The sequence below is a fragment of the Brevibacterium sp. UCMA 11752 genome (genome assembly GCF_021532235.1).
Classification (GTDB): domain Bacteria; phylum Actinomycetota; class Actinomycetes; order Actinomycetales; family Brevibacteriaceae; genus Brevibacterium; species Brevibacterium antiquum.
This window is the reverse complement of sequence record NZ_JACBOS010000003.1, coordinates 1,908,868-1,935,767: the sequence shown is the minus strand read 5'-3', so window position 1 is coordinate 1,935,767 and position 26,900 is coordinate 1,908,868. Positions and strand designations below refer to the sequence as shown.

Below are 26,900 nucleotides of genomic sequence, written 5' to 3'. Positions count from 1 at the left end.
TGAACACTGTTCAGGAGTTGTAGTCGGGGAACAGAATCATTCCCATTCGATGGTGCCCGGAGGCTTGGAGGTGACGTCGAGGACGACCCTGTTGATGTCGTCGACCTCGTTCGTGATGCGGTTGGAGATGACCGAGAGGACGTCGTAGGGAACCCGTGTCCAGTCCGCAGTCATCGCGTCTTCGCTGGAGACCGGGCGCAGCACGACCGGGTGGCCGTAGGTACGTCCGTCGCCCTGGACTCCCACGGAGCGGACGTCGGCGAGGAGGACGACCGGGCACTGCCAGATCTCTCCGTCGAGGCCGGCCTTGGTCAGCTCTTCGCGGGCGATGGCATCGGCACGTCGCAGGATCGCCAGGCGGTCCTCCGTGACCTCGCCGATGATGCGGATTCCCAGCCCGGGGCCGGGGAACGGCTGGCGGGAGACGATGGCATCCGGGACTCCGAGCTCACGGCCGATGGCGCGGACCTCGTCCTTGAACAGGGCCCGCAGGGGTTCGATGAGTTCGAAGGTGATGTCATCGGGCAGCCCGCCCACATTGTGGTGGCTCTTGATGTTCGCAGTCCCGGATCCGCCACCGGATTCGACGACGTCGGGGTAGAGCGTGCCCTGGACCAGGAAGCCGATCTCTTCACCTTCGTCCTTGGCCTCGAGGACGAGGTCGGCTGCGGCCTGCTCGAAGGTGCGGATGAACTCGCGGCCGATGATCTTGCGCTTGGTCTCCGGATCGGTGACGCCGGCGAGTTCGGAGAGGAACTGCTCACGCGCGTCGATGGTGACCAGACGGACACCGATCGAGTTCACGTAGTCGTTCTCAACCTGTTCGCGTTCGTTCTCACGCAGGAGACCGTGGTCGACGAAGACGCAGGTGAGCTGGTCGCCGATGGCCTCGTGAACCAGTGCCGCCGCCACGGAGGAGTCGACTCCGCCTGAGAGGGCGCAGATGACCTTCTTCGAACCGGCGCGCTGCCGGATCAGTTCGATCTGCTCGTCGATGACCGAAGCATTTGTCCAGTCGGCGGTGAGACCGGCGACATCGAACAGGAAGTTCTCGAGGATCTGCTGTCCGTACTCGGAGTGGAGGACCTCGGGGTGCCACTGCACACCGGCGAACTTGCGTGCCGCACACTCGAAGGCGGCGACCGGGGTGTCCGGGGTCGATGCGAGCACATCGAAATCAGCAGGCGCCTCGGCGACGGAATCTCCGTGAGACATCCAGACCTTGTAGCTGTTCGGGGTCTGGGCCAGAAGCGAACCGGTGCTGGAGATCGTGACCGGGGTCGAACCGTACTCGCGCTTGTCGGTCTTGGCCACCCGTCCGCCGAGGGTGGTCGACATAAGCTGGAAGCCGTAGCAGATGCCCATGGTGGGCACGCCGAGATCGAAGACAGCGGTGTCGAATCCGGGGGCGCCCTCGTCGTTGACGCTCGAGGGTCCGCCCGAGAGCACGATGGCGATCGGATTCTTGGCCGCGAACTCCGCGGCCGGTGCGTCATGGGCGATGATCTCGGAATACAGTCCGGCCTCGCGGATCCGTCGGGCGATGAGCTGCGCGTACTGCGCACCGAAATCGACCACGAGGACAGGAGGCACCTGTGTGCTCTGGGTTTGCGTCATGACCCAATTCTAAACACCGGGCACCGAGTGCCCAACTACTGGCCTCAGCTCTTGGGAGCGACCACCACGGCCGCTGCCAGCTCGGCTTCGACCTGGCGGTTGATTCTGCGTTCGAGGATGAACGACATCACCGGAACCACGCCGGCCAGGGCCAAGACGATGTAGCGGCCCAAAGTCCAACGCATCTGCTGGTTGAGCCAGAAGCAGCCGATGAGGTAGACGACGTAGCACCAGCCGTGGCAGATTGCGATCGCGGCGGCCAGGTTGAAGCCGCCGAAGTTCAGCGCCGTCGAGGAATCAGCGGCGATGAGGTACTTGTAGATCATCTCGACGGTGAGGATGAGGAGCATCGTTCCCGTGATGATGGCCATCACGCGATAGAACTTCAGGGCGTTGCGCGCCGAGGTGAAGCGCTTGACACTCCACACATCGCCGTCATCGAAGTCGGGGCGGGAATCCAGGGACTCGGGTTCTTCGCTCACGCTCAGTTTCCTCCGGTCGGGGTGGTGTTGGTCGAATTGGCGTTGGTGTCGGTCGAGTCGTCGTCGGTCGGCCCGTCGCTGCCGCCGGCTGCGGGTCTGTTGCCTGCTTCGGGTCTGCCGCGACGGCGGCGAGGCTTCTTCGCTCCATGCCTGTGGGCAGGAAGGCCGGTCAGCCCCGACATCACCTCGGGATCGATCGAGGCCTGGCCTGCGGACTTGACGACAACATACTCGACTCGGTTTGTCGGATCCTGAGAATCAGGGTCGCTGCCGAGCCGGCGGCGCACGAAGTCGTCGCGCAGAAGCTGCCACCACATATACAGGGCCATGACGGCGAAGATGAGCCATTCGATCGCGTAGCCAGCGGACTGCAGATCGAATCCGCCCTCCTCCCGCGTCGTCGTCGGCGGCACGAAGGACAAACCGTCGGTCGCGATGGAAGCGGCATCCCCAGTGGCCTCCTCGGGGATGAGGAAGCCCGAATAGGTCAGAAGGTCGGGGAACAGGTTGATCAGCTGTGACGTCGAGACGCTGCGCACCTGCCCCTCGGGCAGCGAGTTGCCGGGCATCGGACCCTCAACGGGGCCGATCTGCGCCTTCATCTCGACTGGGCCCTCTGCCGCACGGGACTCCATGGCGGTTTTCTCATCGGTGGTGAAGCCGCGCAGCACGGGGATCGCAATGGTCTTGTCAGAGGCATCGGGGCCGGCCGAATCGCCGAGGCGGGCATCATCGGGTGCGAACATCGTCACAACCCAGTAGCCGTTGTCCCCATCGAGCACGCGCCCGGGGACGACGACCTGATCGTCCGGGAGCCAGTGTCCGGACAGGCTCACCCGCTGATCGGCCAGGATTCCCGGCATCGGGGCCTGGGCCTCCATGACGTCATTGAACGGCACGATCTCTTCGACATTCGCCGAGTCGACGGCTTCGTTCTTGTGCTGAGCCCGGTCGACCTGCCATGCGGAGAGTCCGACGAAGCAGGTGACCAGGATGAGCACGAAGAGCAGGGACCCCAACCACTTGGGGGTCAGCGCCAGGCGGAACAGATCAAACCACCGATCCAGGCTGATAGGGCGAGACGGTGACATCCACGCGCTGGAATTCCTTCAGATCGACATAGCCTGTGGTCGCGAGAGCACGGCGCAGGGCACCGGCGAGGTTGAGTTCGCCGATGGCGGTGCGTCCGGGTCCGAACAGAACCTGTTCGAGACTGCCCACGGTTCCCAGCTCCACGCGGTGCCCGCGGGGAAGTTCAGGGTGATGCGCCTCGGCGCCCCAATGCATTCCGCGGCCCGGAGCCTCGGTCGACCGGGCCAGCGCGGTGCCGAGCATGACAGCGTCGGCCCCCACGCCGAAGGCTTTGACGATCTCACCGCTGGTGCCCAGTCCGCCATCAGCGATGACGTGGACGTAGCGACCGCCGGATTCATCCATGTAGTCACGCCGAGCGGCGTGGACATCGGCGATCGCGGTGGCCATCGGCGCGTGGAGGCCGAGGGTCTTGCGTGTCGTCGCCGCCGCTCCCCCGCCGAAGCCGACGAGGACACCGGCGGCACCGGTGCGCATGAGATGCAGTGCCGCCGTGTAGGTGGCGGCGCCGCCGACGATGACTGGCACGTCGAGCTCGTAGATGAACTGCTTGAGGTTGAGCGGCTCGGACTGCGAGGACACGTGCTCGGCAGAGACCGTGGTGCCGCGGATGACGAAGATGTCGACACCGGCGTCGATGACGGTCTTGTAGAACTGCTGAGTCCGCTGTGGTGTCAGGGCACCGGCGACGGTGACTCCTGCTTCGCGGATCTGTTCGAGTCGAGAGGTGATGAGTTCTGCCTGGATGGGTGCGGAGTAGAGCTCCTGCATCCGTGCGGTCGCCATCTCGGCCGGCAGCTGGGCGATTTCGGCCAGCAGCGGAGCGGGATCCTCATAGCGGGTCCACAGTCCTTCGAGGTCGAGAACGCCCAGGCCACCGTGCTTGCCCAGGGCGATCACGGTCTCCGGGGACATGGCGGAGTCCATGGGGGCACCGATGAATGGGAGGTCGAACTTATAGGCGTCGATCTGCCAGTCCAGCGACACGTCCTCGGGATCTCTGGTGCGCCGAGCAGGGATGACGGCGATATCGTCGAGTGAATAGCCGCGACGACCGCGCTTGCCTTTGCCGATTTCGATTTCAGAACTCACCCGAACAGCCTATCCCACCGCCCTGACGCCGAAGACTCAGCTCACTATGAGGAACGGTGCGTCTCCCTGGGCAGTACGGCCTCTCAGCGGGCCAGGTAGTCAGCCACAACTGCCTCGGTGGCGGTGACGAAGGACCGCACGTGCGGAAGGTGCGCTTCGCGTTCGCGCACATGCATGACGACGCGGCGCACGGGCGTGGGATCGGTGAGGCCCACGGCTCTCAGACCAGGTCGCAGCTGGGCAGACGACAGACGCGGCAGGACGGTGATGGCCAGGTTCGAGGCGACGAGGGCCAGCGCGGCGAACTCGTCCTCCGAGGCGGCGAAGGTCCGGGGTTCGAATCCGGCCGCGGCGCAGGCGAGGTCGACGACCTTGCTCGTCGGACCGGCCCACAGGTCGTAGTCGACCCACCGTTGGTCTTCGAGGTCTTTGAATGGGATGGATTCGAGGCTCGCGAACCGGTGCCTGTCCGAGACCACGACCCGGTAGTGGTCGTCGAAGAGGACCGTGCGCATCATTCCGGGCAGGCGGACCTCGTCATCCTGTGGCACTTCGCTGCGGATCTCGATCGTGCAGTGGCTGCGGCGAACCTTGGCCGGTTCATTGAGCTGTATGTCGAAGCGCATGTCGGGATGTTCGAGTGCGACCGGTTCGATGATCCCCGGCAGCAGCCCGGCGTTGAAGGAGGTGAAAGCCGCGATGCGCATTCGGGGCCGATTCACGGTGCGGAAGCTCTCAACCACGGTGTCGAGCCTGTTCAGACCTGTGAAGACGTCCGCAGATTCCTCGGCCAGTCGTTTGCCCAGATCCGTGATCTCGATGCCGCGCCCAGACCTGCGATAGAGGGGAACTCCGACGGCCTTCTGCAGGGTGGTGATGTGCTGGCTGACCGTGGCCGATGTGTAGTTGAGGCTCCTCGCTGCGTCGACGACCGAGCCCGTGGCGACGACGGCCCGCCAGATGCGCAGTCGGTTGAGATCCCACATGCCCTCAGACTAGTCGATGATCGTTCGGTCATGCCGAATGGTCGTTAGCAAATGATTGCTTTTCCCAATCTGTTCTCTCGGGGTGACCTGCGGCAGACTTGGGGAAGAGCCCTTCGCGTCCGGGTCAGAGCGATTCGTACGCAGCATCGCGGGCCGTCATCGTGCAGCGTCGCATTTTCCACTCCGACCAGGTCACCTGCCTGGTCGCTGTCCTTGAAGGAGCACCATGACCGGAGCCGAGCTCATCACCATCGCCGGAGCTGCGACCGTCCTTGCCGTGACCCCTGGCCCCGAGACGATCCTCACCGTTCGTCTCTCAGCCCTGCGCCGCAAGGCAGGTCTGATCTATTCGCTCGGCTCCGCGACCGGCATGACGGTCTGGATGATCGCAGCGCTGACCGGAATCTCCGCGCTGCTCACAACCTTCCCTTCTGCACTGCTGGTCCTCAAAGTCGTCGGCGGGCTCTACCTGTGTCTGCTCGGTGTGCTGGCTGCCCGGCAGGCCCTGCGGATCCGCGCCGAACTGCGTGGAACACCCCCGCGCGGACAGGTCAGCGAGATCGTGGCGGCCACCGATGACCTCGGCGAGCTTGAGACCGCTGAGGTGGGTGCCGAGGTGAGTGCCGGCTCCCCTGCTGATGCGATCGCCGGCACCGGGGTCGGCACTGAACCCGGTGCGAAGAAGTCGTGGGGACAGCTGCGGTCGGTCATCTCGTATCGTCGGGGCCTGTTCTCTTCATTGAGCAACCCGAAGGCGGGACTGTTCTTCCTCGCCGTCATGCCGACCCTGGTGCCGTCCTCCGCCGCCGGCGTCGACTACCTGCTGCTCATCTCGGTCGTGATCGGGTTGATGCTGGCCTACCAGATTCTTCTCGCCTTCATCGCCGGCATGGCAGCTGCCGCCCTCCAGAGGAGGAGCACCGACTTCTACATCGAAGCGGTCTCCGCCGCTGTCCTCGTAGTCATGGGCATCGCCGTCATCGCCATCCCGGTGTAGCGCCGAGCGACGCCGAGGCGGGCGCAACGAAGGCGAACGTATTGCAGGCGAACGTATTGCAGGCGAACCTATTGCAGGCGAACGTATTGCAGGCGAAACTGAAGCCGAAGAAGGTGCGGGCCGGGAATAGTCCCCGGCCCGCACCTTCGTCATGTCATCTGGTCAGCTGGCAGGCGGTACGGGACCGCTGCCACCGGGACCACCGAGTGGACCGTCGTCTCCGGCGCTGGCTCCGCCGTGCCCGACAGTTCCGGCCGAACCATGTCCTGCGGTTCCGGCTCCGCCGTGTCCGGTGCCGCCGACTCCGCCGGTTCCGATTCCGCTGTTTCCACTGCCGGCGGTGTTGGCGCTGCCGGAATGGCGATCGGCTCCACCGTCATTGTCGACAGCGGCTTCGACATCGACCTTGTCGAGCATCTTCGCCGCGGCATCGCGACCGCCCAAGCCGAAGGCGAGTGCAGCAGCGGCCGCACCCCCGATGACCACAGCACCGAAGGCCAGGTTGATGATCGAATCGGCCAGTCCCATATAACGCAGACCCATCGCGATGAAGAGTGCGATGGCCGAGTAACGCAGAACCTTGCTCGCAAGAGAGTTCGTGATGAACTTTCCGATCAAGCCCGCAACCAAGAAGCCTGCAGCGATAATCGCAGCGCCGAAGAGGACGCTGCCGCCGAGGTCGAGGATCTCGTTGAGGATGTTCGTGATCTCGGGGAACCCGAGCATCCGAGTCGCCATGATCGCAAAGAAGATCATGATGGCCACCTGGACGACCTTGGTGATCACGCTCGAGGCGCTGGTGCCCTCGGGAGCGATTCCGAGAGAGCTGACAGCACGATCTGTGCCGACTCCACGCAAGAGCTCTTCAAGCAGGTTGCCGAGGAACTTCGCGATGACTCCGCCGATGGCCAGCAGGATGCCGGCCGCGATGATGGCAGGAATGGCGTTGAGGAAGAGTTCCAACATCTGCTGTGCCGGCTGTGAGATGGCCGCGATGCCCAGGACCTGGAGTGCCGAAATCGACACCACGATGATGATGATTCCGAAGACGAGGTTGCCCGCCAGCGACGAGATCTTGGCATTCGCCTCGGCGTTCGGGTTTCCGGCACCCTGCTGCGGCTGACCCGGCTGACCCGGCTGACCGGGCTGACCGGGCTGACCCGGCTGACCCGGCTGACCCTGATGAGGCTGGTCGTAGGCGGCCTGCTGAGCATTGATGTTGTTGTGCTGCGGTTCGGCCCCCGTCGATGCACCGACGACTCCTGTGGCGCGGTCTCCCAGCGAGCTGAACTTCGATGTCAGCTTGGTGAGGTCGACGGCATTGAGCGCAGTCTGGACCAGCTGCTTGGCGATCTTCGCAAAGACGAATCCGATGAAGAAGATGACCCCGGCACCGATGATGTTCGGCAGGAAGCCGAAGATTCCGTCGAGCAGACCCTGCAGCGGTGTGAGCACCTGGTCGAGGTTGAACAGCTGCAGAACGGCGATGAGGCCGAGCAGCCAGATGATCAGGCTCCCGATCTGCCCGATCGATTTTCCGATCTGCTGCCCATCATTGCCGTCACGCTGCAATGCCGGGACCTTCGCCACCAGTTTTCCGATCGCCCATTTGACGATCGATGCAATTATCCATGTAACGATAAGAATGAGTATCGCCAGTCCCACTTTCGCAAGAACCGACCACAAGTCCGACATTTGCATTTCCGTCATCTCCTTCGGCTGAGGCGAATGATCACTCGAATTCGTGGCGAATGAACACTCTTATTTCCACTGTTGCTGATGTGGAGTCTATTCACATCAGACACTCAGAACAAGGGCAGATGACTGCTTAGAGCCGAATAATGACGCGATCGATAAAGTCATGCAAACCCATCCACATGGGCATTTCAGCATCTTAACAATTCCTATATATTCAGATCACAATTCGGCGTCGAAGCGATGACATGATCGAAATATCCCAATCCGAAACAGAGAATTCGAGGAATGCCGCAAAGAGAATCCATCAATCTTCCAAAAGGTGAATCACTCGCGAATTCATGGAGAACTGACGAATTCGAGTGGCACATTGTCGATGAGATGCGTTCCCCCGACCGTCGCGGATACGAGCAGCAGCGCCTGCCCACGGAAGTCGGGCGCACAGGGCTGAAAAGTTCGCGCATCGACAAGGCTGAGATAGCCGAGAGTGAGGTCGCCGCGATCGGAGGCGGGGTCGAGCACCAGCTTCGCCGCTCTCTCGACGACGGTTGGAGGCTCATCGCTCGGAGACCAGTCGGCTGCTGCCTGGGCCGCGGCGTCCAGTGCGCGAGGAATCGCCAATGCAGCCGCTCGATCCGCCGGTGCCAGATATTCGTTGCGGCTCGACATCGCCAGTCCGTCTGCGTCGCGGACGACTGGCAGACCAATCAACTCAATGTCGAAGTTGAGGTCGGAGATCAGGCGTTTGACCAGGCAGAACTGCTGGATGTCTTTGAGGCCGAAGACCGCCGAGTCCGGTGCCGTCAGGGTGAAGAGCTTGGCCACGACGGTGAGGACTCCGTCGAAATGCCCGGGCCTCGCCTCGCCTTCGTACACCGCACCCATCCGCCCGGAGGACACGGTGACCTCGGGCGCAGACGGATACATCTCCCCCAGCGCCGGCGCGAAGACGAAGTCCACTCCCGCGGCCTCGCAGACTTCTAAGTCTGTTTCGAAGGGTCGCGGGTATTGGAAGAAGTCTTCGTCGGTGCCGAACTGCAGCGGGTTGACGAAGATGCTGGTCACCACCGAATCACCCGATGCTCGGGCCCTGTCCATCAGCGCCTGATGACCAGAATGCAGGGCACCCATCGTCGGCACCAGCGACACGGTGCCCGACTGCCGTTTCCGCCAGGCACGCAGGGCCTGGATTCCACCGACCTCCATCACTGGAAACTCCGCTCGGGCTCGGGGAATTCGCCGCTTCTGACCTCATCGACATAGCGGCCGACAGCATCGGAGAGCACTGAATGCAGGTCGGCATACCGTTTGACGAACCGTGGCGCCTTGCCCGTGCGCAGACCCGCCATATCCTGCCAGACGAGCACCTGGGCATCGCAGTCGGCTCCGGCGCCGATCCCCACTGTCGGAATCGCCATCTCCGCCGTCACCTGGGCAGCCAATCCGGCTGGAACCATCTCCATGACCACGGAAAACGCCCCCGCCTCGGCGACGGCACGAGCATCGGCCAGCAGCGCATCACCGGCATCCCCACGACCCTGGACCTTGTACCCGCCGAGGTTGTGCTCGGCCTGAGGCGTGAATCCGATGTGTGCCATCACCGGTATGCCGGCGGTCGTGATCGCCTTGATCCTCGAGGCCACGGCCACTCCCCCTTCGAGCTTGACCGCGTGGACACCGGCTTCCTTCATGAACCGCACTGCCGTCGCGACCGCCTGCTCATCGGAGATCTCATAGCTGCCGAAGGGCAGGTCCGCGACGATCAGCGCCCGCGAGGTCGCACCGGAGACCGCTCGCGCCAGTGGAATGAGCTCATCGACGGTGACGGGCAGAGTGGTCTCGTGGCCGTAGACATTGTTCGCCGCGGAGTCTCCGATCAGCAGCGCCTCGACTCCGGCCTGCTCGAACAGTGCGGCTGTGTACTGGTCATAACTGGTCAGCATCGCCCAGCGCCGACCCTCTGACTTGGCCTTGATGAGGTCGAGAGTCCGCACGCGCCGAGGTGGGGCCGCGGATACACCGGCAGCTGCAGTCTGGCTGGGACCGCCCCCGTAAGGCGGAGTCATCTCGGGCTGGTCGGACGTGGAGTTTTCAGGCCGTGTTGGAGCGGAACTCTCGGGCTCTGCCGGTGCGGAACTCTCGGGACGATCTGGTGTCGGATTCTGGGGCAGGGGCATGGGCATCCTCTTCGGTCGGCCTTCGTCTGGGTGGCTGCGCATCGTCAGCGCCGCGTAGGCGCAAGTCGGCGGCAAGCTGTGGCGCCGGCCGAATCACGCGGGTTCACGTTCGGGTCGACTCGGATTGCGAGCCAGTTTCCAGACTAGATCATCGACCCTGGTCCACCGCACGGTGGTGTTTTACATTACGAGCATTGATGATTAAGCTCAAATCTGCGCAAAACTTTTTCAGGGGCGCGCAGCTCCATTCCATGGGAGCACCGCTCCACTCTGCGAAGGACGATGATGACCACAACAGCTTCGATCGAGCTCACCCTCAAAGACATCTCCGCGAAGGGTGCGAACGACGATATGTGTTCAACCGACCTCATCGATGCCCCGTGGGACGTCGATGTCAAGCCCGGATACGGGCCCGGCGCTTCGATGGACGATCCGATTCCCGTCGCAGCCCCACGCCAGGGTGAGATCCCCGCTGAGTACAGGGATGCCTCGGCGGGGGAGCTCAATGACCGGATCATCCGTGCCAAGGAGAAGCTCGGTGATCGGGTCGTCATCCTCGGCCACCACTACCAGCGGGTCGAGGTCGTCGAGCACGCGGACTACATCGGCGACTCGTTCATGCTTGCCAAGGCAGCCCAGAATCATCCCGAGGCTGAGGCGATCGTCTTCTGCGGCGTACACTTCATGGCCGAGACCGCCGATCTGCTCTCCACACCTGAGCAGTCGGTCATCCTGCCCAACCTCGCTGCGGGTTGCTCGATGGCCGATATGGCCGACATCGACCAGGTCGAGGACTGCTGGGAGCAGCTGATCGAATTGCTGGGCGACGAGCCTGATTCGGAGGGCAAGGTTCCGGTCATTCCGGTGACCTACATGAATTCCTCGGCCGCAATCAAAGGATTCTGCGGCCGCAACGGCGGCATCGTGTGCACCTCCTCCAACGCCGAGGTGGTCCTTGAGTGGGCGTTCGAGCGCGGCCAGCGCGTGCTGTTCTTCCCCGACCAGCACCTGGGCCGCAACACCGCCCTGAACATGGGCATCGACATTGAGGCCATGCCGCTGTGGAACCCGGCGCGGCCTCTGGGCAACAACTCCCCCGACACGATCGAGGACTCGAAGGTCATCCTGTGGCAGGGGTTCTGTTCGGTGCACAAGCGCTTCACCCCCGCGCAGATCGCCAAGGCACGCGTCGATCACCCCGATGTGCGCGTCATCGTCCACCCCGAATGCCCACAGGAGACCGTGGCCGCGGCCGATGAATCCGGGTCCACTGCCTACATCACGAAGGCCATCGCCGAGGCGACCGAGCCGACCACATTCGCCATCGGCACCGAGATCAACCTCGTCCAACGCCTGGCAGCCGAACATCCCGAGCACACGATCTTCTGCCTCGATCCTGTCGTGTGCCCGTGCTCGACGATGTATCGGATCCACCCCGGCTACATTGCCTGGGTCCTTGAGTCCCTGATCGACGGCCAGGTGATCAACCAGATCTCCGTCGACGCCGAGGTGGCCGATCCTGCTCGGGTGTCTCTTGAGCGAATGCTCGCCGCGAAGCCCCGGATCTGAGCGACTCATGGCTCACATCGTCATCATCGGCTCCGGGATCGCGGGACTGACCGCCGCCCTACGACTGGCAGATGGACATGACGTCACCGTCGTGACCAAAGACGGTCTGGGCGAGTCGAATACGGCCATGGCTCAAGGTGGGATCGCCGGTGTCCTCGCTGCCGAGGACAGCGTCGAGTCGCACATCGACGACACCCTGATCGCCGGCGCCGGACTCAGTGATGAGGCCGCCGTTCGCGTGCTGTGCACCGAGGGCCCCGACCGAATCCTCGAACTCGCCGCCGCCGGTGTCGACTTCGACACGGATGTCTCCGGGCGCTGGGCCAGGGGCATGGAGGGTGCGCATTCCGTGGCGCGCATCTTCCATTCCGGCGGCGATGCCACCGGTCGTGCGATCACCGGTGCCCTGGTCAAGGCCACCCGCGCCGAGGCGGCCGCTGGGAGAATCGCTGTGCGTGAGCATTCGATGCTCGTCGACATCGTCAGCGAGACTAACGATCGCGGCAGCGCGTGGGCGGGCACCGGCCCGCGTAGTCACCCACCGACGGTCAGTGCGAATGGCCGCGCGGTCGATGCCGTCGCTTCTAAGAGGGCCACCGGCGTCAGCCTGCTCCAGGACGGTGCGCTCGAAATGGTGGCTGCCGATGCGGTGGTGTTGGCAACGGGTGGCGCTGGGCAGCTCTTCGCACACACGACGAATCCGCTGTCTGCGACCGGTGACGGTCTGGCCGCTGCGATCCGTGCCGGTGCTGACATTGCCGACCTGGAGTTCTTTCAATTCCACCCGACTGCGCTTGCTGGCGCGGGGTTCCTCATCTCCGAGGCGGTCCGCGGTGCCGGTGCCGTGCTTCTCGACGCACACGGTCACCGCTTCATACCCGACATCGATCCCCGAGCTGAGCTCGCACCACGTGATGTCGTGGCCCTGGCGATCCACCGGACGATGGCGGCACAGAACGGGGAGTTCTGCCATCTCGATGCCAGAGCCATCCCCGAGGTGACCGCTCGTTTCCCGTCCATCACACGCGGTCTTGCGGCCCACGGGCTCGACCTCGCCACCGATCTGATCCCCGTCACTCCGGCGGCGCACTACTTTATGGGCGGTATCGCCACCGATCTGGACGGCCGAACCTCGGTCGACAGACTCTTCGCAGTCGGTGAAGTCGCCTGCACCGGTGTGCACGGCGCCAACCGTCTGGCGTCGAACTCTCTGCTCGAAGGTGCGGTGTTCGGAGTCCGCGCGGCTGAGGCGATTGCGGCGGACGTTACGCAATCGATGGAGCCGATGCCGGACTTCAGAGGAGAACTCGGCGATGCTACTTGTGCCTCCATGCCTATGTCGCGGGACGAGCTGAGGGATCTCGCGTGGGCCCACCTCGGCGTGGAACGAAATGAAACAGGGCTGCGGGCACTGCTCGACCGCCTCGGCGAGGGTGGCCCGTTCTTGACGGATCGTGGGGGAGGCCGGTCCTCGACAGACCACGAGGGAGGCCCGTCGGTGACTGATCGTGAGGGACTCGAGACCGCGAATCTCACTCTCATCGCGCGCCACATTGCGGCTCATGCCCTCGCCCGACAGGAGAGCCGAGGTGCCCACACCCGCACCGACTTCCCTGTGTCCAGCACACTGCCGACGCGACAACAGCCTGCATCCGTTGAACCCGTTCCCACCACTTCCCTGTTTCAGGAGGCCGCCTCATGCTGAGCGCCACAACCATCGACTCCGCACTCCGGCTTGCTCTCGACGAGGACGCACCGTGGGGCGACATCACCGGCGAGACGTTCATCCCGGCCACTGCCTCGGCGACGGCGAAGCTGAGCGCACGCGAGGCCGGAGTCCTGGCTGGAATCGATGTATTCGCTCGTGCCTTCACCCTTGTCGACCCGAGCGTCGATGTGGATCTCACCAGCATCGATGGAGATGCCTTCGCAGCTGGCGACACAGTGGCTACGGTTTCGGGGCCGGCACGTGCGGTTCTGCGAGCCGAGCGGATCGCACTGAACTTCTGCCAGCGCATGAGCGGAATCGCGACGCAGACCAGGGCCTTCGTCGATGCGGCATCGTCGAATACCGTAGGCGCGAACACGGACGGTCGAGGTGTGCGCATCGTCGACACCCGCAAGACCACGCCCGGACTACGGGCCTTCGAAAAGCACGCGGTGGTCTGCGGTGGTGGGCACAACCACCGGTTCGGGCTCTCTGACGCGGTCATGGTCAAGGACAACCACCTCGCTGTTCTCGCTGGTGAGAACGCCGATGTCAGTGCCGCGATCCGGTCGGCTCGGTCTCAGTTGTCACACACGACGACGATCGAGGTCGAGGTCGATCGTCTCGAGCAGATCCATGCGGTGCTCGACGGCGGTGCCGACATCATCATGCTCGACAACTTCACCTTGACCGATCTGCGTGCAGGAGTCGAGCTCATCGCCGGACGTGCGATCGTTGAGGCCAGCGGCAACGTCACCATCGAAACCGTCGCAGACATCGCCGACACCGGGGTCGACGTCATCTCCTCGGGTTCGCTGACGCACAGTGTCCGTGCGATCGACCTGGGCCTCGACCTGATTCTGGACGCGGGCTGATATGGCGCTCGAATCGCCCTTCGATAGCGGCGGTGTTCCGCTCTACCTCGACACCGCCTCGGCGGCACCCGTGCGCAGGGAGGCGCTCGAGGCGGCCTGGCCATATCTGACCGGTGCGTTCGGCAACCCGTCGAGCCATCACGAGGTCGGCCGTACCTCGGCAGACGCGCTCAAGGACGCGCGTCGACGGGTGGCGAAGGTGCTCGGCATGCGCAGCACCGACATCATCTTCACCAGCGGCGGCACCGAATCCGACAATCTTGCGATCATCGGTATCGCTCTCGGGGCTGGAGCCGATGGCAATGCTGGCTCCCGTGGCGATGCTGGCTTCGGTGGCGTTGCTGGCTTCGGTGGCGTTGCTGGCTTCGGTGGCGTTGCTGACTCCGGTGCGGCGTCGTATGGTCGGCCAGCTCGGCGCCATATCGTGACCTCTGCCCTTGAGCATGAGGCGGTGCTCGCCGCGGCGGACTTCCTGGTTCGGCGGCACGGGTTCGAGATCACGGAGGTGCCCGTCGGACCCGATGGCACGATCACGGTCGAAGCACTTGGTTCGGCGCTGCGCGAGGACACGCTCCTGGTCAGCCTGGGGTACGCGAACAACGAGATCGGCACGGTCGCCGATATTGCAGCCCTCGCCAGGGTTGCTCACGATGCCGGCGCGTTCTTCCACACCGATGCTGTGCAGGCTGCAGGATGGCTCCCGTTGGGTGGGCTCGGCGTCGACGCCATGAGCCTGGCCGGGCACAAGGTCGGTGCGCCGAAGGGAATCGGGGTCGCTGCGATTCGTGCACGGATCCCTCTCGAACCCCTCATCCACGGCGGTGGTCAGGAGTCTGGGCGTCGGTCGGGAACAGAGAACGTTGCCCTCGCCGTCGCCTTTGCCACCGCGTTGGAACTCGCCGAGGCGGAGCGGACCGAAACCGCCGGCCGTGTCCAAGCCATCCGAGATGATTTCATCGCCGAGGTTCTGGCCACGGTTCCCGGGGCGTTCCTCACAGGCAGTGAGTCGTTGCGCACTCCGAATCACGCCTCGTTCTGTTTCTCAGGTACAAGCGGCGAGGCCGTGCTGCTCGAGCTTGAACGCCTGGGCGTCACTGCCTCAAGTGGCTCAGCCTGCGCCGTCGGCTCAGATGAGCCATCGCATGTGCTCACGGGGTTGGGCATCGACGATGATCTCGCCAAGACCAGTGTGCGCTTCACCTTCCCGGCAGACTTCACCGGCGAAGAGGGTCATCGAGCAGCGCATGCCGTATCTACGGCGGTGAAGAATTTGGCTCTCAGCTACACCTGAGTGGCCTGAGCGGCTTGAGTAACCTGAAGAGTCACTCGTTGAAGAGTGTGTCGATGACGTCTTGAGCCACGAACCTCGCATGCAATACCGGCCGCCTGGCCGGATCAATCGATGCCGGAGGCACCCACGCAGGACGCCCGTCTTTGAGCATCACCGTCTCCCACTCCGACCTATCCAAAAGATGGTGATGGGCAGAACAACTCAACATCATATTATTGACATCCGTCTTACCGTCTTGTGCCCACTCAACAATATGGTGGGCATCGCACCACCCCGGCGGAGCATCACACCCGGGGAACGTACACCCCTGATCACGAGCCGTGAGAACCGCGATCTGCTTGGCATTGGCAAACCGATTCTCCGTGACCACCTGCATCGTCTTCGCCTTGTCAGAGATGAGATCGAAGAACACCGCCCCGTTCAAACCATGACGGACAAGCTCACTGATGGGGACCGGATTCTCAGTCCCCGTCACCCCAGCACCAGTCCCGTTGGCGAGGTCTTCAGCCTTTGCCGTGACCACCAGAGCGTAGGGCGAACCTTGACCGGTCCGCGTCATATCGATCCGGCCAATGAGAGTCGCGAAGCGTTCGTAGATCCACTCCTGGGCAGACAGTCGCTGACCCGTCATGTCAACGAGAGTTCCGTCTTCGAGGACACCAGACTCCGTACCGGATCCACCCGCACTTAAACTGCCCTCAACGCTCTTCGCGATCTTCGTTCTCTGCGTCAGCAACCCATTGAGGACACCACCCGTGACCGGGTCCAGGAGACCACAGATCTCCCAATCACCATTATCACGAGCATGCAAAGTCACCTTGTACATGGTCCGATCCGTGGCATCTGTTGGCTCTTGACCGTCGGGATCGATATGGGCCAGGATCCGCGCGAAGATCGCCCGCAGGTCATGGACCCGCACGCTCGGGGCCTTCTCAACGAGAGTCGACTCGGCATAATCACGATTATCCTGACTGACCCACGTGGACAGCTTCGTCAAACAGTCTTTGATGACCCTGGCCTGATCGGCTGAGAGTCTACCTTCATTGAAGGCATCAGCAACCAGGGGAAACAGTGGTGGCTGTGCTTGTCCGGTCAGAGTGACTCTCCCGCCGAGGCTCTTGGCCATATCGGTCCGACGGTTGGCCTCCCGGGCGGTGATGTTGAGCCTGTCTTGGATGAGGGCCTTCGTTGTCTTCGCACCATAGTCGGTGGGCGTTCCGACTCGTTCACACACGGCCAGAGCCAGAGTTGATAGGGCCTCGTTGACTCGGCCCAGTGCTTCGAGTCCGTCGATGAGTTTGATCGCATCATCGGGACCCATCGGCCGGTCAAAGGATCGCAGCCCGTCCTTGAGTCCGCTGAGCGCGGTGAGGCTGGTCGTGACTTCGGGAGCGAACCGTGACAGATCTGTCCACTCTTCGCTCGAAAGCAGAGGATGAGGACTCGGGCTGCTGGTTTCGCTGCCACTGCCGTCGCCAGCCACCGGATCGGTGCTCTGGGTGGTCTCTGTGGCCCCCGAAAACCCAGCCTCCGAAACGCTTGCGTCCGAAGTGCTGGCTGTCGGCTCCACATCTTCGTTCGCCTGACCGCGATCATTCGATACCTCTGGTTTACCAGTCGGCACGGCCGCGAGGGATTCGAACTTGCCCGCCAGTGGGTGGCCGGTGAGGTCGAGGTTGGAGTCTTTGAGCTGGTCGAACAGAGACTGCTGTCCCACTGCCGAAGAGGACGACTCTCCCGCAGAAGACGAAGCATCAGCGGCACCTGAACCCGCCACAGCATCACCGTGACCGGGGCGTGGGTCACGCTCTTCCGGGTTTCCTGGTGTGCGGTCGGGGGTGAGAGTCATGGTACTGAAGTCCATTCGCCAACATCGTCGTTGCTCTTCCCTTAATTATACATTCATTTCACCCAATTGCACCCTGAGTTTCTATTTCAGTTCGTTCATTCCTCAATTCTCGTATCAATTGCTGGCTCAAAAATCGGAAAGACTCGCAACACCCCAGGTCAGGACGTAAAACCCCAATCGGTCGAAGTATCATCTCGGCCACATGGTCACTTCCGACTTCGGTGACGATGATCTCGCGGGCAAACGCATATGAGGAACCGAGTGCGGCACGCAGGCCACTTCTTGCAAGGTGGCCCTATCTTTCTCTTCTACCCGGGTGGAAAATGGAGACACGCATTCGATACGGGCGTGAGGAGGCCGTCATGGATCTGCTTATTCTGTTTATCATCGGGGTGTGCTTCGCCACGATTGTTTTCTTTGTCGGACGATTTGCCTGTCCGAGACACGACCGCGTGCCCCTGATGGAAGTCGACCATGTTCTCCTGTGGACCACTCTGCGTCGCGGATGGCACGCAATGGGTTTGTTGGGGCCTATCGCCCCGGGCAGAAGCGGACCGTCAGGAAACCACCCGGCCTGATCTGTCTCAACGGGATCGCCGATCACCGATGCCCGATAACCGGCACCCGGCACCCGATAGCCTTGCAATGTGCCTTCCTCAACGAAGCCGGACACGAGCCGACGCCCTGGAACCGCCGCATTGCTCTTCGCAGTGGCGTCCCTCCTGGTCCTCATCGGTGTCGCTTTCTGGTTCTGGTTCAACGCACCCGACCAGGTGCCGAGCCATTTCGGGGCAAACAGTCAGCCCGACGACTGGTCGCCAAAGGGTGAAGTCTTCGGATGACTCGTTCCCTTGGGAGTGGGCATCCCAGTGGTGCTCTCCATCCGCTGGATATTTGAGAAGCTGCCGATCGGCCTCATCAACATTCCTCACAAGGAGTACTGGCTGCAACGCGGCGAACGGGTCTATCTCGTCGACTGTCTGATGGAGTTCATGCGAATCACTGCTGGCGCGTGTGCTCTGCTGTTTGCATTGTCTCTGGCGCAGACGCTCAGCGTCGGGATCGGCAAATCGTGGCCGGATGGCCTTCTGGTCCTCCCGACCGGCGTCTTCCTTGCCATCGTCGCAATCGCAATGTGGAATCTCTTCCGCCGTCTCAAACCCGGCGGCAGAGACGACCGCGAGCTCACACCCGAAAGATAGACCGAAATATAGGCCGAAAGATGAACCGAGACGATCTGCCGGACCGAGCTTTACACCGCAAGATCCGCAGATCCCGGCCAAGCCTCGTCACTGACGAATGGTGCTCAGCTCTGCGGCACGAACACTCCGGCGTCCCAGTCCTGCAGCGCATGCGCCGAGGCCCAGAAGTGAAGTTCGTACACACAGGCCTGCTCGAAGGTGGCACGCATCTGTGCGGCCACCTCGGCGGGGGCATTGGTGAGCTCCTGCTCAAGCAGCTGGACAGCCTGCCGGGTCGATTCGTCGAACTCGGGTGAGTCATAGGTCTGCACCCAGGTCCGGTACGGGTGGTCCGCACTCATCGCTCCGGCCCGCTCGACGAGCACCTTGCCCATATGCGCGTAGACCCAGAAGCACGGGAGCACTCCGGCCACACCTTCACCGTAGGAGCGGCTGGCGGCGGTGGCGACGAGGTAGGACACATATCCCATGGTCGTCGGTGAGGCTCGGAATCCGGCCCCGCTGTTGACCAGGTCCTCGTGGGCTGCGGCCAGGCGAGAATCGGCGAGCAGCTCTCCGTGCATCTCCTCTTCCACCGAGATCGCTTCGGCGGCGGAGCTGGCCCAGAATCGTGATGCGTCACGGTCGTTGGCGCGCGCAGCGAGGAACGACATCGCCTTGGCATAGCCGGTGAGGTAGATCCCGTCCTGGATGATGTAGTTCGTGAATGCCTTCACGTCCAAGCTGCCGTCGGCCAGCTGGCCGAGGAACGGCAGCCTCTCGATCTCCTCAACGATTGGTCGCACCCGGTCCCACAGCTGAGTGGTCTGAGGTCCTGCGGAAAAGTCTGTCGTCATTGATATCTCCCATATTCAAGGGACCACGGCGGCCCCGAAGCGTCATTGTGCGGTTCCCGGATGGCAAGCCATCCGGGTGTCTAGCTGGTTGTTCTAGCGGCGGACGATGTCGACCTGATGGTCGACGGGACCGTGAGCGCCCTTCGGATCCAGGCTGACCTGCCAGTTCGCGGCGGATTTCAAGGCGCGGGCCAGATAGTTCAGGGCATTGTCGACGGCTTCGTGGAGTAGATCCGGGCCCACCTCGTCAACTGCACGTTCACGTTTGAGCACGGCCACCTCGGCGGTGATTGCGGCCGACAATGTGCACCCGGTGCCGTGGGTGTTCGGGGTTGCCACTCGCGGGTGGGTGAACTCGGTGACCGTGCCTTCGGCCGTGACGAGAACGTCGGCGACATCACCCTCGATCGCGTGCCCGCCCTTGAGCAGCACCGCGCGAGGCCCGCGGTCGACAAGCTGTCTGGCCTGGGCCAACATCTCCTGCGGATTCTGCGCCACCGGCTCATCGTCACCGATCAGCAGCGCCGCCTCGGGCAGGTTCGGGGTGATGAGGTCGGAGACCGGCAGCAGGTGGTCACGGACCGCGGCCACGGCATCGACCTCGAGGAGGCGGTGCCCGGAGGTCGCGACCATGACCGGGTCCACGGTGTAGAAGCCCAGGTGGCTCTGGGCCGCTCGCGCGACGACGAGTTCCACGAGAGACCGTGAGCCGAGCATCCCCGATTTCGTGGCGTCGACGGGCATATCGTCCAGGACGCTGTCGAGCTGATCCGAGACGAAGTCATCATCGATTCCGTAGACCCGAGAGACGCCGTGCGTATTCTGCGCGACCAGAGCCGTGATGGCCGTGGTGCCCAGCACTCCGCGGGCGGTGAAGGTTTTGAGGTCGGCGTGGATGCCGGCTCCCCCGCTGGGGTCGGTGCCGGCGATGGACAGTGCGATGGGTGGACGCGTGGTCATCGCGCTGCCTCCGCACGTCCGTCGCCGAATTGTGCGAGCAGTTCCTCGGCTGCAGCACGCGGATCCTCGGCGCGGCAGATCGCCGAGACCACACAGATCCCGACAAGTCCCCGGCCGCGCAGTTCGGCGGCACGAGCAGTGCTGATTCCTCCGATGGCGACCGCCGGAAGTTCTGCTTCGCTCACCAGCTCGCCGAGGCGGTCCGGCCCGATCCCATCGGGTGCATCGGTCTTCGTCGTGGTGTCGTAGACAGGCCCGATTCCGACGAGGTCGACAACGCCGGAGTCCCGGGCGGCTGCGAATTCGCTGCTGTTGGCCGCCGACAGGCCGATGAGCGGTTCGGGGCCGATGAGTTCGCGCACCTGTTCGACCGGAGTATCCGACTGTCCGACGTGAATGTGGACGTGCGAACCTTCGGCAAGGAGGCGCTGGGCGACGGCGACGCGGTCGTTGAGGACGATGGGCACACTGCGTTCCGCGCCTGCCGAAGCGGAGTCGAGGCTCGTACTGTCGGCCACCGCGCTGTCGACTGCGGCGATGACCTCGCAGGTCAGCGTGTAGAACGCATCGTCGTCGATGTCCTTGTCCCGGACCTGCACGATCCCCACTCCCCCGGCCACAGCTTCGCGGACGGTATCGGCGACGCTGCGTCCGGCTTCTCGGCACTGGGCCGAGTCCGTGACGAGGTAGAGCCGAGTATCGATTCCGGCCAGGCGTGCGTCGATACCGGCCAGGCGGGAATTCACCTCGGGAATCGAGGGGCTCATGACTGTGCTCCGTCGACCGCGTCGGCCCCGACCGCGTCGGCCCCGACGGCGCCTGCTGCGACTGTGCCTGCTGCGACTGTGCCTGCTTCGACCTGGATCCTTGCCAGCTCCTCGCCCGTTACCGTGTGCAGCACGTCAAGGAAGTTCACGGAGAAGCTGCCGGGTCCGCGTACTCCCTCAGCGGCAGCTTCACCAGCAACCTTGAAGTGAGCGTGGGCGGCGACGACGGCCTCGAACCTCGCCGAGGCGGTCGTTGCGCCCACGAGATAGGCAGCGGTGACTGCGCCGAGTGAGCAGCCGGTGCCGATGACCAGTGGCATATAGGAGTGACCCCCGTCGAGGCGGACGACACGATCGGCACCGTCGATGTGAGCGACGATCGCGTCCCTTGGTCCGGAGACGGCAACGATGGCACCCGTGGACCGGGCCAGTGCGGCCGCGGCGGGAATCACCGCATCAACTTCGTCAGTGGAATCCACACCTCGCCCGCCCAAACCCATGCCGGCCAGGGCTGCGATCTCGGAGGCGTTTCCGCGGATGGCTGTGGGTGAAGAGTTCGCCGCGCGGCGGATTCGCGTGGTGCGGAAGTCGACGGCTCCGATGCTCACCGGGTCCAGCACCCATGGCTTGGAGTCTTCGTTGGCTGCGTCGATGGCGGCGTCGGCGGCGAGGAACTGCTGGTTCGTGGCGGTGCCGAAGTTGACCAGCAGTCCACTGGCGATGCGGGTGAACTGTGCGGCATCGGCATCGTGGTCGAGCATCGCCGGAGCGGCGCCGATGGCCAGGAGCACGTTGGCACTGAATTGCTGCACGACGGTGTTCGTGATGCATTGGATCAGTGGATTGTTCGCACGCAGTCGTGTATTGGCAGAACGCAGGTCGAAGTCAACCATGACGATCCCTTCGCTAGTATGGCCCAGATCAGGTTCGATGGGTGTTCTCTCAGCCTCACGCGAACGGCGTCAGGCACCCCATGTCATTGCCCACGACTGTATCAGCTCAGTCCCAGCACCGCCGATGCCGGCGCCCGAGAAGGGCTGATGCAGCGGCCCCGGGACTGCCGAGCTGGAACCTCAGCCCCACCTCGGCGAGGAACAGGTTTCATTGAGAGCAGAGCTGAGCGTCGAGAGCAGACTCCAGGGAGTGCGCTCTCGAGGCTCAGCTCTGCTCTCGACGTTTCGCTACCGCATCGAGCGGGGCTATCTGCGTCTCTCGGCAGCTAACCGCGTCCGACGTAGCGTTGTCCGCGGCGGCTCAGGGCGTCGATGACGACGGCCGTGAGCAGGACGAGCGCGGTGATGATCTGCTGGGCATCGGAGTTGAAGCCGATGAGATACAGACCGTTGTTGATGGCACCGACGACCAGGGCACCGAGCACGGCGGCCCAGGCTGTGCCGCGACCGCCGAACAGCGAGGTGCCGCCGATGACCGCGGCGGCGATCGCGTTGAGCAGGTCCTGCGTGCTCACCAGCGTCGATCCCGCGTTTGTCGTCACACCGGTCTTGATGAAGCCGAACAATGCTGCCAGAACACCGGCGGCCATGAATACGCTGATGCGCACCCAGGTGACCCTGATACCTGCGCGCCTGGCGGCTTCGACCTTGCCGCCGACAGCGTAGATCGAACGCCCGTACTTGGTCTTGCGCAGCACCAGGTCGATTCCGATCGCGATGACGATCATGAGGAAGAACGGCATCGCCAGTCCGAAGTCCTGATTGACCAGGATGAGAAAGCCGAAGACGATGGCTGCCAGCAGCACGATGCGCACAATCACCGAGGTCCAGCTCGGGCTGTCGAGTCCCTCGTTGTGACGGCGCAGCTTCGAGTAGATGATCCCGGCACCGAAGCCGATGACTGCAACTGCTCCGAACACGTAGGCCCAGATGGCTGGGAAGTAGAAGCTGGCAAAGTCGAAGGCGAAGGTATCGGCCATCGACAGGTTCTTCTGCACTCCCAAGGTCGTCAGAGTCAGTCCGGTGAACGCCAGCAGACCGGCCAGTGTGACCACGAAGGCCGGGATGCCGACCACCGCGAAGAACCACCCCTGGATCGCTCCGACGACGAGGCCCAACACCAGCATGATGACCAGCGCGATCAGGGGCGGGACCCCTTGTCTGACCACCAGCACACCCAGTAGTGAGGCAGAGAGTCCACCCAGCTGAGCCAACGACAGGTCGATCTCACCGAGGAGCAGGATGAGGTTGATGCCCAGCGCCAGGATCGCCAAGAACGCGACCTGTGTGGAGAGATTGACCAAGTTGGCCGGTGAGATGAACTTGCTGTTCGCCGACTGGAAGACGACGACGATGACGATGAGCGCCAGTATCACTGGGAATGAGCCGAGCTGGCCCTCCTTGACTCGACGAACGAATGTCGCAAGGAACCCCTCGCTCGAAATGCGTTCGTCGGTGATGAACGAGTTGCGGGTCATCGACGCTCACCCCTCCGGGTCGCTCTCTGAGTCACGACGTTGTCGTTGGCTCCCGTGATCGCGGCGACCAGCACGTCCGTGCGCTCGTCACCTGGGAAGTCACCGGCATCCTTGCCCAAACGCAGAACATGGACACGGTCGCACACGGCCTGGACATCGGCCATGTTGTGGCTGACCAGCAGCACTCCGAGGTCACGTTCACGCAGCCGCTCGATGAGGTTGAGCACCTCGGCGGTCTGCGCAACGCCGAGGGCCGCGGTCGGCTCGTCCAACATCACGATCGAGGGTTCGCCGAGGAGGGACCTGGCAATCGCGACCGTCTGACGTTGACCGCCGGAGAGAGCCGCGATCGGCACCCTGACACTGGGGATCTTCGCCGACAGGCTGCGCAGCAGCTCCCACGACCTTGCTTCCATGGTGACCTCGTCGAGAACACCGCCGCGGGTCTTCTCGTGGCCGAGGAACAGGTTGGCCACGACGTCGAGGTTCTCGCAGAGGGAGAGGTCCTGGAAGACTGTGGCGACTCCCGCCTTCTGTGCGTCCTTCGGCGCTGCGAATTTCTGGGATCGTCCGCCCAGAATGATCTCACCTTCGTCGGCTCCGTGGACTCCGGCGATGACCTTGACCAGGGTGGACTTGCCGGCGCCGTTGTCGCCGACGAGGCCGACGACTTCACCGCGGCCGATGGTCAGGTTGATATCGGTCAGAGCTTGGACTGCGCCGAATCGTTTGTTGATTCCGCGCAGCTCGAGGACTGGTTCGGCTCCGGTCTCCGGCACCCGCGTACTCGCGGGCGCCGGATCGTTGGGTTGAGAATTCATATATTCCTACTCGCCGATTTCTACTTGACGCCGGCGTCTTCGCAGAGCTTCTTCACGTCTTTGGTGCAGATGTCTTCAGCCTTGATCTGATCCCCGACGATGTCCTTCACAGTGTCTTTCGTGACGACCTTGGCCTCGACGAAGTCCGTCGGAGTGTCCTTATAGGTTGTACCACCCTTCGGTTCCTCACCTCCGGCAAGTGCAACGGCTGCCTTCGCAGCGAACTCAGCCTGCGGTGGGATCGACTTGTAGATCGTGGCGTACTGGTCACCCCTGAGGATGTTCTGCAGACCGTCGACCTCAGCATCCTGCCCGGTGACGACCGGCTTCACCTTGGCCTTCTTGGTGGCGGCGAGAACACCACCGGCGGTGCCGTCATTGGCTGAGTAGATGGCGATCGGCTCTTTGTCCGCGCTCTGCAGCTGACCTTCGACCCACTGGCGGGCGTCGTCCGGGTTCCAATCGAGGGTGTCGTGGCTTTCGGTGATGTCGACACCGGCCTTCTTCAGGGTCTCCTCGGCACCGGCTTTGAAGTCTGCGGCGTTCGGGTCCTTCGGATCGCCGTTGACCATCCAGACCGGACCCGACTTCGGGTCCTTGTCCTCGGCCTTGAGCCCGTCGAGGACGGCCTGGCCCTGGAGGTTGCCGATCTTCTTGTTGTCGAACGAGGTGTAATAGGTCGCACCTTCGAAGAAGCGATCGTAGGCGATGACCGGAATCTTCTTGGCCTCGGCCTTCGACAGAGCCGATGACACCGCCGAGGCATCGACGGGGTCAAGGACGATGGCGTCGACGCCCTCGGTCACAGCGGCTTCGAACTGCTGCTGCTGCTGGGTCGCGTCCTGGTTCGCGTTGCGGTACTCGACCTTCGCATCAGGGTTGGCCTCTTTGACGTACTTCTCGAAGTTCGGCTTGTCCAGAGATTCGTAACGGGTGGTCTTGGACTCCGGGAGCAGCAGAGCAATGGTGACTTCACCGTCTCCGGCCGAACCGCCGCCGGATTCCTCATTGCCTTGTCCCTTCTGACTCCCACAGCCACTGAGCGCGAGAGCGCCGATAGCAACCGAGGCGCCGAGAACGGCGAACTTCTTCCGAGACTGCAGGTTGTGCCTCATTGTGACCCTTTCAATTTTTCTGACAACGTTGTCAGGCTGATCAATATAATTCGCTGATCGGAGCTCGGTGTCAACTGTTTCGGCGAAAAATTGTGTTCGGGGTCTCTTTCCGAACAGTGTCACTTGTCCGGAGATTCCTCGCCGCTGCCGCGAGCGATCACGTGCACGGGAACCTGAGTCGGCTCCTGATTTGGATCTCTACCCGACGTGGAACCCGGCGGATCCTGCAGACGTCGTACCGCCTCGGCGGCCATGGAGCTGACATCACGATCGATGACGGTCACGTCTAAGAGGTCCGCGGCAGGGAAATCGTCGATGCCCACCAGAGCCGGCCATTCATCGAGGCGCCGGCAGGCGTCGATGGCTCCCTGAGTCAGGGTCCCGGACAGGGTGATCAGTGCGCTGGGCGCGCTGCGCGAACCCAGCCAGGCCGCGACGACGTTCTTCGCGCTGGCCAGGTCGTGGGCGTCTTCGCGCATGTAGGCGCGCCACCCGATGTCCGAGCGTCCGGCGAAGGCCGATTGGATTCCGGCGAGCCTGGCGGTCGTGATGGGACTGGTCGAATGATCGCCGATGACGCCGAGGCTGATATGCCCGTGATTGAGCAGTTGAGTCGCCGCCAGACGTCCGGCACGTTCCTCATCACCGGCGATGAGGTCGACACCCGCCCCTGCAGTCGATGGGTCGAAGGACACGATCTGCACGTCAGCCGACGTCGCATCGGTGTAGAACCGTGCGGCGTCCGGGTGCGATCGGATGACGCAGATTCCGGTCATGTCATTGGCCAGGCACTCCTCGAGGAAGCCGCGTTCACGGTCGAGATCGTCGGCGGTGACCGTGACGACCGGGCGCAGTCCGACCCTGCTCAGCTCGGCCTCCAGCAGGGTGAAGAGACGAGCCTGGAAGGGGTCATCTCCGTCGCTCATGACCACACCGATGTAGGGAGATCTGCCACCGGCACGCAGGCGCCTGGCCGTGGAATTGAGGCGAAATCCCAGCTCAGCCGCAGCGTCTTCGACCTTCTCAGCGGTCGACGCGGCCACATGTTTTTCGCCGTTGAGCACTCGGGAAGCGGTCTTGATGCTGACTCCTGCGCGCGAAGCGACCGTGGCCAGGGTCGGCCGATCGTTCTGCTTCGCCATGACCACACCTTTGAGTCGGGAATCCTACGGACCGCTTGCGGTCTGCGCGCGGGCGACCGATAGGAATGATGATAGCCGCTGGCGCTCGCATGGTCGCAGATGGTCCGGCGATTCGGCCCGGACCCCGCATCCACGCCGAGGTGGCCGCTGGGTTCCAGCGGCCACCTCGGCGGGTGCGGTGCAGTGCTCTACACGA

General features: G+C 63.3%; 24 protein-coding genes and 1 riboswitch. Of the genes, 7 read left to right on the top strand and 17 right to left on the bottom strand.

Features of this window, described 5'->3' with window-relative positions; translation table 11 throughout:
• Window positions 1-36 precede the first annotated feature (36 nt).
• The 5 genes from guaA to HU144_RS08615 form a co-directional block, all read right to left on the bottom strand.
• Window positions 37-1,617: a glutamine-hydrolyzing GMP synthase gene (guaA, locus tag HU144_RS08635; protein WP_235351018.1), complete on the bottom strand. Its 1,581-nt coding sequence runs from the start codon at window positions 1,615-1,617 to the stop codon at window positions 37-39.
• Between the two features lie 44 nt (window positions 1,618-1,661).
• Window positions 1,662-2,099, bottom strand: coding sequence for a DUF3817 domain-containing protein (locus HU144_RS08630; RefSeq protein WP_235351017.1), 438 nt, complete (start codon window positions 2,097-2,099; stop codon window positions 1,662-1,664).
• Window positions 2,100-2,101: 2 nt separating this feature from the next.
• The gene (locus HU144_RS08625; RefSeq protein ID WP_235351016.1) at window positions 2,102-3,190 is read right to left on the bottom strand and encodes an SURF1 family protein; all 1,089 of its coding nucleotides are present in this window, start codon (window positions 3,188-3,190) and stop codon (window positions 2,102-2,104) included.
• Entirely contained in the window at window positions 3,150-4,283 is a 1,134-nt protein-coding gene (locus HU144_RS08620) for a GuaB3 family IMP dehydrogenase-related protein (RefSeq protein WP_198396842.1), read from the bottom strand. The genes HU144_RS08625 and HU144_RS08620 overlap by 41 nt, the downstream gene beginning before the upstream one ends.
• Window positions 4,284-4,366: 83 nt before the next feature.
• Window positions 4,367-5,269 (bottom strand): LysR family transcriptional regulator, encoded by a 903-nt coding sequence (locus tag HU144_RS08615; RefSeq protein WP_235351015.1) that lies wholly within the window; start codon window positions 5,267-5,269, stop codon window positions 4,367-4,369.
• A gap of 226 nt (window positions 5,270-5,495) precedes the next feature.
• On the opposite strand from HU144_RS08615, the gene HU144_RS08610 reads away from it, so the two are divergent.
• A complete protein-coding gene (locus HU144_RS08610) occupies window positions 5,496-6,266 on the top strand; it encodes a LysE family translocator (RefSeq protein WP_235351014.1) in 771 nt (256 codons plus the stop codon).
• 162 nt (window positions 6,267-6,428) lie between these two features.
• Here the strand turns inward: HU144_RS08610 and HU144_RS08605 are convergent, their stop codons facing one another.
• The 3 genes from HU144_RS08605 to panB form a co-directional block, all read right to left on the bottom strand.
• On the bottom strand, window positions 6,429-7,976 hold the full coding sequence (locus HU144_RS08605; RefSeq protein WP_235351013.1) for a mechanosensitive ion channel: 1,548 nt from the start codon (window positions 7,974-7,976) through the stop codon (window positions 6,429-6,431).
• Window positions 7,977-8,300: 324 nt separating this feature from the next.
• Window positions 8,301-9,167, bottom strand: coding sequence for a pantoate--beta-alanine ligase (panC, locus tag HU144_RS08600; RefSeq protein WP_235352673.1), 867 nt, complete (start codon window positions 9,165-9,167; stop codon window positions 8,301-8,303).
• A complete protein-coding gene (gene panB, locus HU144_RS08595) occupies window positions 9,167-10,027 on the bottom strand; it encodes a 3-methyl-2-oxobutanoate hydroxymethyltransferase (protein WP_235351012.1) in 861 nt (286 codons plus the stop codon). The genes panC and panB overlap by 1 nt, the downstream gene beginning before the upstream one ends.
• A gap of 396 nt (window positions 10,028-10,423) precedes the next feature.
• On the opposite strand from panB, the gene nadA reads away from it, so the two are divergent.
• Genes nadA through HU144_RS08575 form a run of 4 tightly spaced genes read left to right on the top strand, consistent with a single transcriptional unit; the run spans window position 10,424 to window position 15,581 of the window.
• Complete coding sequence (nadA, locus tag HU144_RS08590) at window positions 10,424-11,707, top strand: quinolinate synthase NadA (protein WP_235351011.1); 1,284 nt, start codon at window positions 10,424-10,426, stop codon at window positions 11,705-11,707.
• Window positions 11,708-11,714: 7 nt separating this feature from the next.
• Complete coding sequence (gene nadB, locus HU144_RS08585) at window positions 11,715-13,412, top strand: L-aspartate oxidase (protein ID WP_235351010.1); 1,698 nt, start codon at window positions 11,715-11,717, stop codon at window positions 13,410-13,412.
• Complete coding sequence (gene nadC / locus HU144_RS08580; protein WP_235351009.1) at window positions 13,406-14,290, top strand: carboxylating nicotinate-nucleotide diphosphorylase; 885 nt, start codon at window positions 13,406-13,408, stop codon at window positions 14,288-14,290. The genes nadB and nadC overlap by 7 nt, the downstream gene beginning before the upstream one ends.
• A 1-nt stretch (window position 14,291) precedes the next feature.
• A complete protein-coding gene (locus HU144_RS08575; RefSeq protein ID WP_235351008.1) occupies window positions 14,292-15,581 on the top strand; it encodes a cysteine desulfurase family protein in 1,290 nt (429 codons plus the stop codon).
• 31 nt (window positions 15,582-15,612) lie between these two features.
• On the opposite strand, the gene HU144_RS08570 is transcribed toward HU144_RS08575, so the two are convergent.
• Window positions 15,613-17,430 (bottom strand): HNH endonuclease signature motif containing protein, encoded by a 1,818-nt coding sequence (locus HU144_RS08570; protein ID WP_235351007.1) that lies wholly within the window; start codon window positions 17,428-17,430, stop codon window positions 15,613-15,615.
• A gap of 647 nt (window positions 17,431-18,077) precedes the next feature.
• Here HU144_RS08570 and HU144_RS08565 point away from each other — a divergent pair.
• Window positions 18,078-18,272: a DUF1648 domain-containing protein gene (locus tag HU144_RS08565; RefSeq protein ID WP_235351006.1), complete on the top strand. Its 195-nt coding sequence runs from the start codon at window positions 18,078-18,080 to the stop codon at window positions 18,270-18,272.
• A gap of 15 nt (window positions 18,273-18,287) precedes the next feature.
• Window positions 18,288-18,632: a hypothetical protein gene (locus HU144_RS08560; RefSeq protein WP_235351005.1), complete on the top strand. Its 345-nt coding sequence runs from the start codon at window positions 18,288-18,290 to the stop codon at window positions 18,630-18,632.
• Window positions 18,633-18,736: 104 nt separating this feature from the next.
• On the opposite strand, the gene HU144_RS08555 is transcribed toward HU144_RS08560, so the two are convergent.
• From HU144_RS08555 to HU144_RS08520, 8 genes are all read right to left on the bottom strand, one after another.
• Window positions 18,737-19,468, bottom strand: a complete 732-nt coding sequence (locus HU144_RS08555) for a TenA family protein (protein WP_235351004.1) — start codon at window positions 19,466-19,468, stop codon at window positions 18,737-18,739.
• A 93-nt stretch (window positions 19,469-19,561) separates the two neighbouring features.
• Complete coding sequence (gene thiD / locus HU144_RS08550; RefSeq protein WP_235351003.1) at window positions 19,562-20,428, bottom strand: bifunctional hydroxymethylpyrimidine kinase/phosphomethylpyrimidine kinase; 867 nt, start codon at window positions 20,426-20,428, stop codon at window positions 19,562-19,564.
• Window positions 20,425-21,195, bottom strand: coding sequence for a thiamine phosphate synthase (gene thiE, locus HU144_RS08545; RefSeq protein ID WP_235351002.1), 771 nt, complete (start codon window positions 21,193-21,195; stop codon window positions 20,425-20,427). The genes thiD and thiE overlap by 4 nt, the downstream gene beginning before the upstream one ends.
• Window positions 21,192-22,088 carry a hydroxyethylthiazole kinase gene (gene thiM, locus HU144_RS08540; RefSeq protein ID WP_235351001.1) on the bottom strand — a complete coding sequence of 299 codons (897 nt, stop codon included), beginning with the start codon at window positions 22,086-22,088 and terminating at the stop codon, window positions 21,192-21,194. Before thiM ends, thiE begins: the two co-directional genes overlap by 4 nt.
• A riboswitch (TPP riboswitch) is annotated at window positions 22,076-22,179 on the bottom strand. It overlaps the preceding gene by 13 nt.
• A gap of 235 nt (window positions 22,180-22,414) precedes the next feature.
• Window positions 22,415-23,626 carry a sugar ABC transporter permease gene (locus tag HU144_RS08535; RefSeq protein ID WP_204232884.1) on the bottom strand — a complete coding sequence of 404 codons (1,212 nt, stop codon included), beginning with the start codon at window positions 23,624-23,626 and terminating at the stop codon, window positions 22,415-22,417.
• A complete protein-coding gene (locus tag HU144_RS08530; protein ID WP_204232885.1) occupies window positions 23,623-24,447 on the bottom strand; it encodes an ATP-binding cassette domain-containing protein in 825 nt (274 codons plus the stop codon). The genes HU144_RS08535 and HU144_RS08530 overlap by 4 nt, the downstream gene beginning before the upstream one ends.
• 20 nt (window positions 24,448-24,467) lie before the next feature.
• A complete protein-coding gene (locus HU144_RS08525; RefSeq protein WP_235351000.1) occupies window positions 24,468-25,562 on the bottom strand; it encodes a substrate-binding domain-containing protein in 1,095 nt (364 codons plus the stop codon).
• Window positions 25,563-25,681: 119 nt separating this feature from the next.
• Window positions 25,682-26,704: a LacI family DNA-binding transcriptional regulator gene (locus tag HU144_RS08520; RefSeq protein ID WP_235350999.1), complete on the bottom strand. Its 1,023-nt coding sequence runs from the start codon at window positions 26,702-26,704 to the stop codon at window positions 25,682-25,684.
• Window positions 26,705-26,900 lie beyond the last annotated feature (196 nt).

Excerpts from the sequence above, each read along its gene's own strand:
- HU144_RS08570 (WP_235351007.1), bottom strand. The coding sequence starts at position 17,430 with ATGACTCTCACCCCCGACCGCACACCAGGAAACCCGGAAGAGCGTGAC.
- panB (WP_235351012.1), bottom strand. The coding sequence starts at position 10,027 with ATGACTCCGCCTTACGGGGGCGGTCCCAGCCAGACTGCAGCTGCCGGT.
- nadA (WP_235351011.1), top strand. The coding sequence starts at position 10,424 with ATGACCACAACAGCTTCGATCGAGCTCACCCTCAAAGACATCTCCGCG.
- nadC (WP_235351009.1), top strand. The coding sequence starts at position 13,406 with ATGCTGAGCGCCACAACCATCGACTCCGCACTCCGGCTTGCTCTCGAC.
- guaA (WP_235351018.1), bottom strand. The coding sequence starts at position 1,617 with ATGACGCAAACCCAGAGCACACAGGTGCCTCCTGTCCTCGTGGTCGAT.
- thiD (WP_235351003.1), bottom strand. The coding sequence starts at position 20,428 with ATGACCACGCGTCCACCCATCGCACTGTCCATCGCCGGCACCGACCCC.
- HU144_RS08625 (WP_235351016.1), bottom strand. The coding sequence starts at position 3,190 with ATGTCACCGTCTCGCCCTATCAGCCTGGATCGGTGGTTTGATCTGTTC.
- HU144_RS08610 (WP_235351014.1), top strand. The coding sequence starts at position 5,496 with ATGACCGGAGCCGAGCTCATCACCATCGCCGGAGCTGCGACCGTCCTT.
- HU144_RS08605 (WP_235351013.1), bottom strand. The coding sequence starts at position 7,976 with ATGACGGAAATGCAAATGTCGGACTTGTGGTCGGTTCTTGCGAAAGTG.
- HU144_RS08575 (WP_235351008.1), top strand. The coding sequence starts at position 14,292 with ATGGCGCTCGAATCGCCCTTCGATAGCGGCGGTGTTCCGCTCTACCTC.
- HU144_RS08520 (WP_235350999.1), bottom strand. The coding sequence starts at position 26,704 with ATGGCGAAGCAGAACGATCGGCCGACCCTGGCCACGGTCGCTTCGCGC.
- HU144_RS08615 (WP_235351015.1), bottom strand. The coding sequence starts at position 5,269 with ATGTGGGATCTCAACCGACTGCGCATCTGGCGGGCCGTCGTCGCCACG.
- thiE (WP_235351002.1), bottom strand. The coding sequence starts at position 21,195 with ATGAGCCCCTCGATTCCCGAGGTGAATTCCCGCCTGGCCGGTATCGAC.
- HU144_RS08555 (WP_235351004.1), bottom strand. The coding sequence starts at position 19,468 with ATGACGACAGACTTTTCCGCAGGACCTCAGACCACTCAGCTGTGGGAC.
- panC (WP_235352673.1), bottom strand. The coding sequence starts at position 9,167 with ATGGAGGTCGGTGGAATCCAGGCCCTGCGTGCCTGGCGGAAACGGCAG.
- HU144_RS08530 (WP_204232885.1), bottom strand. The coding sequence starts at position 24,447 with ATGAATTCTCAACCCAACGATCCGGCGCCCGCGAGTACGCGGGTGCCG.
- nadB (WP_235351010.1), top strand. The coding sequence starts at position 11,715 with ATGGCTCACATCGTCATCATCGGCTCCGGGATCGCGGGACTGACCGCC.
- thiM (WP_235351001.1), bottom strand. The coding sequence starts at position 22,088 with ATGGTTGACTTCGACCTGCGTTCTGCCAATACACGACTGCGTGCGAAC.
- HU144_RS08525 (WP_235351000.1), bottom strand. The coding sequence starts at position 25,562 with ATGAGGCACAACCTGCAGTCTCGGAAGAAGTTCGCCGTTCTCGGCGCC.
- HU144_RS08535 (WP_204232884.1), bottom strand. The coding sequence starts at position 23,626 with ATGACCCGCAACTCGTTCATCACCGACGAACGCATTTCGAGCGAGGGG.